The 12445-nt window shown below is 71.7% G+C and carries 13 protein-coding genes; 7 read left to right on the top strand and 6 right to left on the bottom strand.

Annotated features, from left to right (window positions below; all coding sequences use genetic code 11):
* Window positions 1–48: 48 nt before the first annotated feature.
* Both Asera_RS01000 and Asera_RS00995 read right to left on the bottom strand, forming a co-directional pair.
* Window positions 49–2304 carry an MMPL family transporter gene (locus Asera_RS01000; RefSeq protein ID WP_280529696.1) on the bottom strand — a complete coding sequence of 752 codons (2256 nt, stop codon included), beginning with the start codon at window positions 2302–2304 and terminating at the stop codon, window positions 49–51.
* A gap of 83 nt (window positions 2305–2387) precedes the next feature.
* Window positions 2388–3119: a helix-turn-helix domain-containing protein gene (locus tag Asera_RS00995; protein ID WP_211255488.1), complete on the bottom strand. Its 732-nt coding sequence runs from the start codon at window positions 3117–3119 to the stop codon at window positions 2388–2390.
* A 136-nt stretch (window positions 3120–3255) separates the two neighbouring features.
* Between Asera_RS00995 and Asera_RS00990 the strand changes: the two genes are divergently transcribed.
* The 7 genes from Asera_RS00990 to Asera_RS00960 all read left to right on the top strand — a co-directional run bounded on the left by Asera_RS00990 (window position 3256) and on the right by Asera_RS00960 (window position 9224).
* Window positions 3256–4086, top strand: coding sequence for a hypothetical protein (locus tag Asera_RS00990; protein WP_030444854.1), 831 nt, complete (start codon window positions 3256–3258; stop codon window positions 4084–4086).
* Between the two features lie 4 nt (window positions 4087–4090).
* Window positions 4091–5275 (top strand): nucleoside triphosphate pyrophosphohydrolase, encoded by a 1185-nt coding sequence (locus Asera_RS00985; protein ID WP_084130977.1) that lies wholly within the window; start codon window positions 4091–4093, stop codon window positions 5273–5275.
* 195 nt (window positions 5276–5470) lie between these two features.
* Window positions 5471–5719 carry a hypothetical protein gene (locus tag Asera_RS00980; RefSeq protein WP_030444856.1) on the top strand — a complete coding sequence of 83 codons (249 nt, stop codon included), beginning with the start codon at window positions 5471–5473 and terminating at the stop codon, window positions 5717–5719.
* A gap of 28 nt (window positions 5720–5747) precedes the next feature.
* A complete protein-coding gene (locus tag Asera_RS00975) occupies window positions 5748–6176 on the top strand; it encodes a phage holin family protein (RefSeq protein WP_030444857.1) in 429 nt (142 codons plus the stop codon).
* Complete coding sequence (locus Asera_RS00970; protein WP_030444858.1) at window positions 6173–6514, top strand: DUF3618 domain-containing protein; 342 nt, start codon at window positions 6173–6175, stop codon at window positions 6512–6514. Before Asera_RS00975 ends, Asera_RS00970 begins: the two co-directional genes overlap by 4 nt.
* Complete coding sequence (locus Asera_RS00965; protein ID WP_030444859.1) at window positions 6511–7503, top strand: YihY/virulence factor BrkB family protein; 993 nt, start codon at window positions 6511–6513, stop codon at window positions 7501–7503. The genes Asera_RS00970 and Asera_RS00965 overlap by 4 nt, the downstream gene beginning before the upstream one ends.
* Window positions 7504–7601: 98 nt before the next feature.
* Window positions 7602–9224 (top strand): DUF885 domain-containing protein, encoded by a 1623-nt coding sequence (locus tag Asera_RS00960; protein WP_030444860.1) that lies wholly within the window; start codon window positions 7602–7604, stop codon window positions 9222–9224.
* Between the two features lie 69 nt (window positions 9225–9293).
* Here the strand turns inward: Asera_RS00960 and Asera_RS00955 are convergent, their stop codons facing one another.
* The 4 genes from Asera_RS00955 to Asera_RS00940 form a co-directional block, all read right to left on the bottom strand.
* The gene (locus Asera_RS00955; RefSeq protein ID WP_084130980.1) at window positions 9294–9482 is read right to left on the bottom strand and encodes a DUF397 domain-containing protein; all 189 of its coding nucleotides are present in this window, start codon (window positions 9480–9482) and stop codon (window positions 9294–9296) included.
* 120 nt (window positions 9483–9602) lie between these two features.
* Window positions 9603–10484, bottom strand: coding sequence for a helix-turn-helix domain-containing protein (locus Asera_RS00950; RefSeq protein ID WP_030444861.1), 882 nt, complete (start codon window positions 10482–10484; stop codon window positions 9603–9605).
* Window positions 10485–10612: 128 nt separating this feature from the next.
* On the bottom strand, window positions 10613–11020 hold the full coding sequence (locus Asera_RS00945) for a DUF6232 family protein (RefSeq protein ID WP_157034652.1): 408 nt from the start codon (window positions 11018–11020) through the stop codon (window positions 10613–10615).
* 544 nt (window positions 11021–11564) lie between these two features.
* Complete coding sequence (locus Asera_RS00940) at window positions 11565–12350, bottom strand: hypothetical protein (RefSeq protein ID WP_157034653.1); 786 nt, start codon at window positions 12348–12350, stop codon at window positions 11565–11567.
* Window positions 12351–12445: the final 95 nt, after the last annotated feature.

Here is a 12445-nt window from a genome sequence, read left to right as displayed (position 1 = left end):
CGGGCGTACGCCCAGGTCAGGACACCGGGACCGGGCGTTCCGGCCGGGTCAGGGCACCGGGACCGGCTCGCGCTCGGCGGCGGGCGCCGGGGCGGCCTCCGACTCGGCCAGGCCGATGCGTTCGTGCAGCCAGCGCAACGGTTGCGGAGCCCACCAGTTGGCCGAGCCGAGCAACCGCATGAACGCCGGTACCAGCACGCCGCGCACCAGCGTGGCATCCACCAGTACGGCGAGCGCGAGTCCGATGCCGAGCATCTTCAGCATCGCCACCTGCGAGGTACCGAACGCGACCAGGACCAGCGCGATCAGCAGCGCGGCCGCGGTGATCAGCCGGCCGGTGCGTTGCAGCCCGGTACCGACGGCGGCGGTGTTGTCGCCGGTGCGCAGGTACTGCTCGCGGATCCGGGACAGCAGGAACACCTCGTAGTCCATGGACAGCCCGAACGCGATGCAGAACATCAGCACCGGGACCGTCATGTCCAGGTAGCCGGTCGCGATCGGATGCCCGACCAGCGCGCCGAGATGCCCGTCCTGGAACACGAACACCATCGCGCCGAACGTCGCGGTCAGGCTCAGGATGTTCAGCACGATCGCCTTGATCGGCAACACGACGCTGCCGGTGAACAGGAACAGCAGTACCAGCGTGGCGATCGCGATGATGGCGCCGGCCGCGGGCAGCCGGGACATCAGCGCGTGCGTGCTGTCGTACTGGTAGGCGGCCTTCCCACCGACGAGTGTGTCGTGCCCGGGGGAGTGCGCGGCGCGCACGTCTGCGACCAACTGCTGGGCTGCGTCGCTCTGCGCGCCGCCGGTACCGACGACGGTCAGCCACGCGTCGTCGCCGCTGCGGTACCGCGCGTTCGCCGCGGTCGGCGGCGCGACCCGGTGCCCATGCACGTACCGGCCGGTGGCGGTGTCCACCCGGGCCACGTTGTCCAAAGTGGACAGCCGGGCGGCGTAGCCGGGCAGCGCGGCGGTCGCCACGTCCCGCGTCACCACCTGCACCGATCGGTCGGCGGAACTGTCGAAGTCGTCCCGCAGGTGCTGCGACGCCTGCTGCACCGCGGCGCTGGCCGGCAGCTGCCGGTCGTCCACCAGCCCGAACGAGATGTGCCAGAACGGGCTGCCCAGCACCGCGAGGATCACGATCACGCCGAGCCCGAACGGCACCGGCCGGCGCATCACCCGTACCGCCAGCGCGTGCCAGAACCCGGGGTCCCCCGCCGCCCGGCCGCGGTCGCGCGAGCGGCGCCAGCGGGCGAGCACGTCCAGCCGGTTCACCCGGGTACCGAGCAGCGCGAGCAGCGCCGGCAGCACCAGCAGCGCGCCGGCCGCGGCGAGCACCACCACCGAGACCCCGCCGTACGCGAACGAGCGCAGGAAGTCCAGCGGGAACACCGCGAGCGCCGCCATCGCCAGCGCCACGGTGACCGCGGAGAACAGTACGGTGCGGCCGGCGGTGTGCATCGTCGCCGAGATCGCTGCCCGCACGGTGGCCCGGTCGCCCTTCCCGCCGCGTTCCGCCAGCTCCTCGCGGAACCGGGTGAGGATGAACAGGCTGTAGTCGATCGCCAGGCCCAGCCCGAGCGCCGTGGTCAGGTTCAGCGCGTACGTCGACACCGACGTGACGTTCGTCAGCAGGTCCAGCACCAGCATCGTCGTCACGATCGACAGCCCGCCGATCAGCAGCGGCAGCACCGCCGCCACCACGCTGCCGAACACCAGGATCAGCAGTGCCGCGGTGACCGGCGTGGCGATGGCCTCGGAGATCTTCAGGTCGTGTTGCGTCTGCTTGTTCAGCTCCGAGTAGACCTGTGCCGTACCGGCGAACTGCAGGTGCAGGCCGCCCGCGTGCTCGGTCAGCTGCGGCGTCAACCGCTGCGCCGCCTTCATGTACGTGTCCTCGTCGCCGGCCAGCCGCAACGTGATCAGCGCCTGGGTACCGTCGGACGACCGCAGGCTCGCCGGATGCCCGGACGTCCAGTACGACTGCATCGCGTCGACACCGTCGGCGTGCCGTGCCCAGCGGGCCAGCCGGGTCGCCGGCTCCGCCACCGCCGGCGCCTCCGGCCGGCCGTCGCCGCGGACCAGCACGATCAAGTTCGCCTCGCCGGCGTGGAAGTCGTCCGCGAGCGCGGCCGACACCCGGGCCGACTCCGACTGCGCGTCGGTGAAACCGCCGCCGGACAGCTTGTCGGCCACGCCGCCGCCGAACGCGCCGGCCAGCGCCGCCGCCAGTACCGCCACCACCAGCACCGTCACCCGGTGCCGGGCAAGTACCTCACCCAACCTGGAAAGCACCATGTCCCCACGGTCGGCCCGCAAGGCCGGGAACGTCTTGTACGTTTCCGCTGCGTGTACCGGTGGTCTCGGTCACCCCGCCGGGTTCAGACCCAGGTGAGGTTGCTGACCAGCTGGGACGGGTTGACGCCGAACACGCTGCGGCAGACCCGGTTCATGTGCGCCGAGTCGGTGAAGCCGGCGGCGTGCGCGGCGGCGGTGAGCGTCGCGCCCTCGCGCAGCACCTGCACCACCTGCTGCAGCCGGGACCACCGCACGTACGCCCGGTACGGCAGGCCCAGCTCGACCGCGAACAGGTGCCCGAGCCGGCTCGCCGACAACCCCACCTCCGCGGCCAGGTCCTGCAGTTCCACCCCGGTGGCCAGCCGGGCCGGGATCAGCTCCGCGGCCCGCCGTACCGCCGGGTGCACGCTCGGCGCCGGCCCCGTCTCGGACGCCGCCAGCTCCCGGACCACCTCGGCGACCAGTGCCGCGCCGGCCGGGTCGTCCGGGGCCGGCGTCCGGACCAGCTTCGTCGCCGGCGCCGCCGCTTCCACCCAGGCCTGCGGCCGGTGCCGGCCGGTACCGACCCGGGCCATCAGCCGCTGGCCCTCCGGCCGCTCCGGATCGAGCACGGCGAGGACCGCCGTGGTGTCGTCGGGGGAGCCCTCCGGTCGCATCGGCTTGGCGTGCGACTCGCCGGGCGGCAGCACCGCCGCGTTCGGCCCGCCGGGCCGCAGCTCGACGGTGTGACCGGCCTCGTCGGTAAGTTCGGCCACACCCTCGGTGACGAGGATCAGGCCGATCGCGATCGACGAGTGCAGCGGAATATCCCTCACCGTGCCGTAATAGGTGAGTTGTCCGGGATCCAGGTGGACGGCGCCGGCCCATGCCATGCACCGATTCCACCATCCGCGCGCTCCGCCCCGTACCCCGGTGCTCCGCCGGGCCGGTCGACGCGACAGACTGGCTACCGTGACCGAGCATTCTCGTACCCTTCGGGCCGGTCGATCCCGCCGCTCCGGCCGGCGCGGCCTGACTCGGCGTGGCGTCGTCCGGCTGGCCGCCGTCTTCGCCGCCTCCGCCGCCGTCGTCGCCGGCGCCACCGCCTGCAACGTGCAGCCGGGCGCCGCGGCGTTCATCGGTGGGGACCGCATCACCCAGGCCCAGGTCGACGACGTGTTCCAGTCGATCATCGACGCCCCGAACTACCGCGGCATCCAGCAGGAGCAGGACGCGAGCAGGCAGCAGGCGGCCTACGCCAACCTGCGGACCAGCGCCGCCGGCGAGCTGATCATGCACGAGCTGACCCAGCGGGTCGCCGCCGATCAGCACATCGAGATCCCGCCGGCCGACTACGCCGGCCTGGCCCGGCAGACCGGCCTGCCGGAGGACAACAAGTACGTCCGGCTGGAGGCCGAGAACCAGGCGGCGATCAACACGCTGCGCAACGCCGCGTGGAACACCGCGCCGGACGACAAGTCGGTCCGGGCCGTCTACGACTCGCTGGCCCAGGACGCCGCCGGCAACGGGCTCGGGCTCAAGCCGTACGAGCAGATCGCGCCGGAGATCAAGAAGACGCCGAAGGTCGGCCAGACCGCGGCGCTGCGCGGCACCTTCGAGGCCGCGATCAAGAAGTACCACCTCGACGTCAGCCCCCGGTACGGCCAGCTGGAGTACCCGATCACCGCACTGACCCTGCCGACGCCGGACGGCAAGTCGTTGACCGGCTCGATCCCGCTGCAGCTCGGCGAGGGATCGCCGAACGTCGTGCACGTGGTCAGCACCAAGACCACCGCGGGTTGATCCGATGGGGCGGCCGGCGCGCATCGTGCTGCTGCACACCTCGCCGCGGCTGCCGGCCGGGCTGCTGACCGCCCGCGCCTGGCGGCTGCTCGCCGACGCCACCGTCTATGCCGGCGCCGAGACGCCGCAGGCCGCGGCGATCCGCGCCGCCGGTACCGACGTGACGGTGCTGGCGGGTCCGGCGTCGGCGCAGGCCGACGCGCTGCTCGCGGCGGACGCCGACACCGTGGTCTGGCTCGCCGGTGCGGACGGCGACGGCCCGCTCGGCCAGGCGCTCGCCGAACGGCTGGTCGCACGCTCGGACGAGGGGCCGGTGCTGGAGGCCGAGTACGGCTCGTTCGACCCGCCCGGCGCGCGGCTGCTCGACGTGGTCGCGGTGATGGACCGGCTGCGTACCAGCTGCCCGTGGGACCGCGAGCAGACGCACGCGTCGCTCGCGCCGTACCTGCTCGAAGAGGCGTACGAGACGATCGACGCGATCGACTCCGGCGAGCGGGCGCACCTGCGCGAGGAGCTCGGCGACGTGCTGTTCCAGGTCGCCTTCCACAGCCGGGTCGCGGCCGAGTCGACCGCCGCGGACCGGTTCGACGTCGACGACGTGGCTGGTGAACTGGTCGAGAAGCTGGTCCGCCGGCACCCGCACGTGTTCGGCGACGTATCGGTCAGCGGTGCCGACGAGGTCGTGGCGAACTGGGACGAGATCAAGCGCGCCGAGAAGGCCCGTGACTCGTCCGTCGACGGGGTACCGCTCGCCCAGCCGGCGTTGCAGCTCGCCGCGAAGCTGCAGTCCCGGGCCGAGCGCGCCGGCGTCGAGGCGGTGTTGCCACCGGCCGCCGACCCCGACGGTGAGCTGGGCACCCAGCTGTTCGAGCTGGTCCGCCGCTCCCGCGCGGCCGGCCTGGACGCCGAGGCCGCCCTGCGCCGCGCCGCCCTCCGCTACGCCGCCGCGGTCCGCGCCGCCGAGGCCGAGCCCGCGACCGCCGCGCCCCCCGTCGACACCGAACCCGCCGCCGCAGCACCCGCCGTCGAGGCCGAGTCCGCCGCCGACACCGAGTCCGCCGCCGACACCGAGTCCGCCGCCGACACCGAGTCCGCCGCCGACACCGAGTCCGCCGCTGACACCGAGCCCGCCGCCGACACCGCCGGTACCACCGAAGCGGGAGCCGCGGACGCACGACACGCACCCTGATTCGGTGTGCCGACCCGGCCACGGGATAACTTGTGATCTCCTGGGTAGGTACACCGGGTACCAACCGCACCGCAACCGGACCGCGCGGGCCGGCGGCGGAGCGGTACGGCAACCAGACGGGGGCGGCGATGCGACACCGGCGGGCGATGCGCGCCACGGTGACCCGCCCGGCCCGTCACGCACCGCGGAGGCGGCATGACTGACCAACCGGTAGACCCGCCGGTCGACGAGCGCGAACTCGCCGACCGGCTGCACGGGACCGCCGTGGCGCATCCGGACGAACCGTCCGACGAACCCTGGTACGAGCCGTCCGAGGATTCCGCCGGGCCGCTCGGCCGCGTCGGCGAGCTGATCCGGCAGCGCCCGATGGTCCTGGTGGCCGCGGTCGCGGCCGGGTTCGTGCTCGGCCGGCTGGTGAAGCGCATCGCCCGGTCCCGCGGTTAGCCCATCCACGAAGCATCCGGGAGCATCCATGACGGTGACGCAGCCCCAGGCCGAACCGGTCCACCGGGCCGAGGACCCCGACGAGGATCGACCCATCGGCGCCATCCTCTCCGACATCAAGGGCGATGTCGGCCGGCTGGTGGGCGAGCAACTTGCCATCGCCAAGGCCGAGATGAAGCAGGAGGGCGTCAAGGCCGGCATCGGCGGTGGCCTGATCGCGGCCGCGCTGCTCGGCGGCTTCATGATGCTGCTGTTCGCCAGCCTCGGCGCCGTGTACGGGCTGGGTCACCTGCTCGGCAACGGTTGGGCGGCGCTCATCGTCGCCGGCGCCTGGCTGCTGTTCGCGCTGCTCACCGGGCTGATCGCGAAGTCGGTACTGGGTCGGCTGAACGGACCGCAGCTCACCATCGCCTCTCTCAAGGAGAACCTGGAATGGGCGCGCAGCCTGAAAAAGTGACGCCGGAGCAGATCCGGGAACGGATGGCCGACACCCGCGCCTCGCTGTCCGCGAACGTGCACGCGTTCCGGGACCGAGCCACCCCGCGTGCCCTCGCCCAGGACCTGCTGCACCGGCGCCGGAGTGGTCGTACCCCTTTACCGGCGGGCTCCACCGGCACGGCCGGCGAGATCGAGTCGGCCGACTCCGCCGGTACCGAGGAGGCACCGAACCCGGTCCGGATCGTGGCCGGCCTCGTCGGCCGCCAGCTCGCCGAGCGGCCCCTGCTGTGCGGGGCGGCGGCGCTGGTGCTCGGCGTGGCGGTGGCGGTGCTGGTACCGGGGCCGCGGCGGAAGTGAACGGCGGCCCCGTCGCCGCCGGCCGAGACCTCGTCGGCCGGCTCGACCGGTACCAGCAGAGCCGCCCGGCGCTGGCGCTGCCGCTCGCGGTGCTCAAGAAGTTCGGCCAGGACGCCGCGGGCAACCTCGCCGCGCTCATCGCGTACTACGCGTTCTTCTCGTTCTTCCCGCTGCTGCTGGTGTTCGTCACGGTGCTCGGGTTCGCCCTGACCGGCAACGCGTCACTCCAGCATCGGGTCGAGCACACCATCGCCGACCAGTTCCCCGGGCTCGGCCAGCAGATCATGCCCGCCGGTACCGCCATTCACGGCAGCGGTCTCGGCCTCGCGATCGGCCTGATCCTGGCGCTGTGGGCCGGCCTCGCGGTGGCCAACGCCGCCCAGAACGCCTTCAACACCGTCTGGCAGGTACCGCTGGACGACCGGCCCGGCCTGCCCCGCCGCACCGCACGCAGCGTCGGGCTGCTCGTGGTGCTGGGCGGCGACGTGCTGCTCACCACGGCGATCAGCGGTCTCTCGTCGGGCGCGGGCTCGCTCGGCGCGGGCGTCGGCCGCGGCGCCCAAGTCCTGCTGCTCCTCGCCTCGCTGCTGGTGAACGTCGTGCTGTTCACGATCGCTTTCCGAGTCCTGACGGTACGCGACGTCTCCACCCGTGCGGTGCTGCCCGGCGCCGTGCTGGCCGCGGTCGGCTGGCAGATCCTGCAGTGGATCGGCGGGTACTTCATTGCCACCAGGCTGCAGTCGGCCAGCAGCACCTACGGCACGTTCGCCATCGTGATCGGCCTGCTGACCTGGTTCTTCATCCTCGGCCAGCTGATCCTGCTGGCCGCCGAACTCAACGTGGTCCGCGCCCGCCGGCTCTGGCCGCGCAGCCTCGCCGGCCCACCGGCCACCGACGCCGACCGCCGCGCGTACCGGGGGTACGCCGCGATGCAGCGCCTCGCCCCCGGTGTCCGGATCGAGGTCCACTTCGACCCGCCGGACGACTGAGCGACCCGGCCCCGACGGGCCGCCGGCAGCTGACGTCATTCGCGATTTGGCCGCCGCGCCATTTCGCGGAGCGTCGACGACGCCGGTACGGTCAAGGTATGTCGATCGACTTCCCGACGTTGGCCGAGCGGATCGTCACGGCGATGTTGGATCCGCTGACGGCGCACTATGCCGGCGCGCACGTGGCGGACGACGAGCTGATGGACTTCTCCGCGAGTACGGTGGCCGACCAGGTGGCGACGCTCCGCGACGCCTCCCATGCGCTGTCCGAAGTGGACGGTGAGGAGTTGGAGGCGGAGGAGCAGGTCGACCACGCGATGCTCAGCGCGATCGTGGACGCCCGGCTGTTCGCGCTGACCGAGATCGCCGAACACGAGTGGAACCCGCTGCTGCACAACCCCGGGCCGCTGCTCGACGTGCTGATCTCCCGCGACTTCGCGCCGCCGGAGGAGCGGCTGGTGCACCTGGTGAACCGGCTCGCCGCGCTGCCGGACGCGCTCGCCACCGCCCGCGCGGTGCTCATCGACTGCCCGCAGCTGCACGTGCGTACCGCGATCGACCAGTTCGCCGGCGTCGCCGACCTGATCCGCGGCCGGGTCGACGAGCTCGCCGCCGCGGTTCCGTCGGCCCGCGACCGGGTCGAGGCGACCCGGTCCGGGGCGCTCGCCGCGCTCACCGAGTTCGACACCTGGCTGCGCGCCCGCGCCGAGATCCCCGGCCGCAGCCCGCGGCTCGGCCGACGGCACTGGGAGGCCAAGCTCTGGCACACCCTGGACACCCCGCTCACCGCGGCCGAACTCGACCGCCGGGCCTGGTCCAACCTGTCCCAGAGTGCCGACCAGCTGCGCGAGGTGGCGGCCCGCATCGTCGGCGGCAAGCCCAGCGACGACGCGGTACGGCAGGCGCTCGCCGCGGCCGCCGACCGTCGCCCCGACCCGGCCGACGTCGTCGCGGCGGCCCGCGCCGACTTCGTCGAGGCCACCTCGTTCGTCGAACAGTTCGAGCTGGTGACCACGCTGCCCGACGAGCCGTGCCGGATCGCCGAGATGCCGGAGTACGAGCGCGGTGTCGCCGCCGCGTACTGCGACGCGCCCGGGCCGATGGAGCGCCCCGGCCTGCCCACCCTGCTCGCGATCTCCCCACCACCGGCGCACTGGTCCGCCGAGCGCATCGCCTCCTTCTATCGCGAGTACAACAACGACATGCTGCGGAATCTGATCGTGCACGAGGGCATGCCCGGCCACTACCTGCAGCTCGCGCACGCCCGCCGGTTCGGCGGCGCCACCCCGGTCCGCGCGGTCTTCACCTCCGGCACCTTCGTCGAGGGCTGGGCGGTCTACGCGGAGCGGCTGCTCGCCGAGCACGGCTTCGGTGGCCCGCAGGTGCGGCTGCAGCAGCTGAAGATGCAGCTACGCAGCACCCTGAACACGATCCTGGACCAGGCGGTGCACTGCGACGGGCTGGCCGAGTCCGAGGCGATCGCGCTGCTGACCACGCACGGCTTCCAGGAGGAGGGCGAGGCCGTCGGCAAGTGGCAGCGCGCGCTGCTCACATCGACCCAGCTCTCCACGTACTTCGTGGGCTACACCGAGATGTCCGACATCGCCGCGGCCCGGCCCGCCGACACCGACCTGCGCGGCTGGCACGACGAGATGCTCGCGCACGGCTCCCCGTCCCCCCGCCACCTCCGCGACCTCCTCACCCGCGGCGTCCCGGGCTGAGCGAGAGGCGTCGCTCGCGCCACGGCACGAGCGACGCCTCTCGCGCAACGAAGCAGGTGAATCCGACGGTCAGCCGGCCTGAACCTGGTACTTGAGAAACTCGCGCCACGCGCGCGCATCGACGACCAGGACGTCTTCCGGATTCTTGGAATCCCGAACCGCAATGTGGTTTCCGAGATCGAGAGTCTCGACACAGTTGGTGCCGCCGCTGTGCGAACTCTTCCGCCAAGTCTGGCGAGGGGTGTGGCCCAAGCCCATGCCGGCCTCCTTAATCGGGAGAGCCGGCGTTTGCCAGAACGCAGCATGAAACCGCCGGCCTCCGTTGGGGACGTTCAGGATACCGGCTGGCACTGATCAGAGAAACACTCTTACTCTCTGCTACGACTCACCGCCCAGCATGCCCTCGGCAATGTTGTTGATCAATTCGATCGACTCTGCTTCCGGCAGGGAACTCTCCAGGAGCTGCCGATAACAGCGCCGATAGAAGTCGAGAGCCTCGCCGTTCTCACGAAGAGTCACGTCGCGAGGTGCAGCGTCGAATTGCAGCACCGGGGTGTCCATCGGATCGGCGAAGTCGAGGATCTCGAAGGCGCCGCTGAGTCCGGGGTGTGCGCCGTGCGAGAAGGGGATCACCCGTACTGTCACGTTGTCCAGTGCTGCGACCTCGGCCACGCTGGTGAGCTGGTCGTTCATGACCTCGTCGCCGCCGACGACGTGCCGCAACGCGGATTCGTCGATCACCGCGGTCAGGCTCGGTGGGTTGTCTCGATCGAGTACGTGGCGCTTGCGGGACATGCGCAGCTGGACAGCACGCTCGGTGAGCTCCTCGTTCGCGTTGAGACTGAGCGCGGTGAGGATCTCCCGTGCGTATTCCTCGGTCTGCAGCAGGCCGGGAACGATGAGTGGCGAATAGTAGTAGAGGTCGGAAGCGTCGTTCTCGTAGCCGAGAAAGTCCAGGTAGTCCGACGAAGCCGCGACGTCGCGGTAGGCCGCCCACCATGCACCGGACTGCCTGGCCGCCCTGGCCAGTTCGATCAGGAACGTCCGCCGTTCACTCTCGTTGACCTGGTACATGTCGAGCAACGCGCGAAGGTCGTTGGTGGAGATGCCGACCTGGCCGGCCTCCAAGCGGATGATCTTCGACAAGGACCAGTCCATCCGCTTGGCCACGTCCGACTGGCTCTTGCCGGCGCGCTCGCGTTCCTGGCGCAGCTCCAAACGCAGACGGCGCCTGACGAGTGGGCGCTGGCCAGCGGGCATCTCTACTCCCCGATGAGTAGACAGCGGTAGGGCGAGATGCCAGGTGGCATCTGGCCTTACCGCGAGGCGGTCAATGCTGAGTGCATGCTATCTCTCCGACATGTCGCCGATGGCCGGGGTCCGCTATCTCACCTGGTGAGAGGGTCGGATTGGGCCGCCCGGACCATGGCGAACCGGATGCCGTTGAAGATGCGCTCGTCACGGGTCCAGAACAGCTGCACGGTGTGTCCCTGGTGTTCGGCCCACATCTCGAACGGTCGAGGGCGCAGTCGCCGGATGATCAGTGCTGCGGCGCCGAGGGCGAGCACACCGATCGCGGTCAGGCCGAGCCCGATGGTCCAGGCCGAGGTCTGCAGGCTGCAGCTACCGGGCAGCACGAACAGCACGGCGAGGATCGCGCAGATCGTGCCGGCCGGGCTGGCCGAGCCGCGGGCGATGCGCAACCGCTGCAGCTGGTTCAGCTGGTAGCGCTGGCCCTGAACGACCAGCTCGTGGCTGGTCACCTGTACCCCGGCGTGGTTGTAGTAGATGGTCATCGCGACCACCTCCGCACCGGATCTGCTGCCACGTTGGTCCTTGTGGGACTACGAAACAGCAGGGTGATGGGAGTAACATCCATGGCAGCTCTCCGTTCCGGTCAGGCGACGGTGGTGAGCTTCGAGGGCGGTCTCGGCGGCATCCGATGGCCGCCCTCTCACGCGTCTGGCTGTCGTCTCTGTGAACTTGTGCGGCCCGCTTCCGGCCGAGCTTCGCGGCTGCGGCCGGCCTGCTGGATTTGTCGCCGAACCCCGACTCCGTCGTCGACGCCCGCCGTGACTGAGAGATCTCCCTGTGTCCGAGTATCCGCCGCCTGCGCGCAAAAAGGAAGACCCCAACCTGCCACATGGCAGATTGGATTCCGCAGCGGGCCGCCCGGCATAGTGCGCGAGCACCGCTCGCCGCCCACCGCATTGCCGTACGCAGGGCGGATGTCGGCAGAACGACGGGCAGCGAAGGGAACCCTTGCTTTCCGCCGCGATCGGCCGGGCCGGCCCGCTCCGTCGGATCTCGGACAGTTGGCCCGAGCGACACGCAGCGTGGTCAGTTCGGGGCAGGCGAGGCCCGGTGGTCGACGACGGGCAGGTCCTGCCGTGGGCCGAACGGGTGGCCGACCACACCGGCCTGGTAGCTGGTCAGGGCCAGGTCGATGGGCCGGCCGTCGACGGTGCCGCGGAACAGTGCAGGTGCGCCGGAATGGGTCAGGCAGGCCGTGAACGGCGCCTTGATACCGGTGACCCGAAGGCACCGGACCGGCTGGCCGCCGACGGTGCGGCGGTCCACCTCGATGGTGCTGGCGCGCTGCTCGGCGGCGGTCCGGACCAGGCCGAGGATCTGTTCCGTGGTGACGAAACGGTCACCGCTCGCGGCAGCCAGGGCACCGGCGTCCGGCGGCCGGATCCGGTCGGTCGGTGCCCGGTCGGCCACCGTGCAGCTCGTCGCCGTGCAGCGGACCGTGCGGGTCACCAGCCGCACGTACCGGCCGGAGAAGTCCGATCCGGTGAAGAACGTGTAGGACAGCCGGTGCGGGCTGCCCTGCTGGACGAGCACCGCACGACCCGCGTCGGCCAGGCGGTAGTGCGCCGTGTACGACCGGGCCTGGCCGTGGTCGAGCTGGGCGGCGAGGTCGTTGACCACCACGGAGCGACCGCGGAAGTGGTACGCCCCGGTGGCCGAGCAGCCGGTCAGCAGCAGCGCCGCCGCCATCGACGCCGCGATCGCGACGCGGCGGGCCGCGGTGCGCCGCGCCGGCGCCGGCCGGGCGCCGGTCGGCTGCGAGGCTCCCCGGGACGGGGCGGACGGGCACCACTGAGCGGCGTTCGCGGGCATGGCACCAAGATTCCCGCGCGGGGCACGCCCGGCGCAAATCCGACCGGCCGGTCGGCGCGATTCGTCCCTTGCGGTACACGCCGTGGACCGTCGGC

It is taken from the genome of Actinocatenispora sera (assembly GCF_018324685.1).
GTDB classification, from domain to species: Bacteria; Actinomycetota; Actinomycetes; order Mycobacteriales; family Micromonosporaceae; genus Actinocatenispora; species Actinocatenispora sera.
Note: the sequence above shows the minus strand (reverse complement) of the source record. Positions and strands in the feature narration are given on the sequence as shown.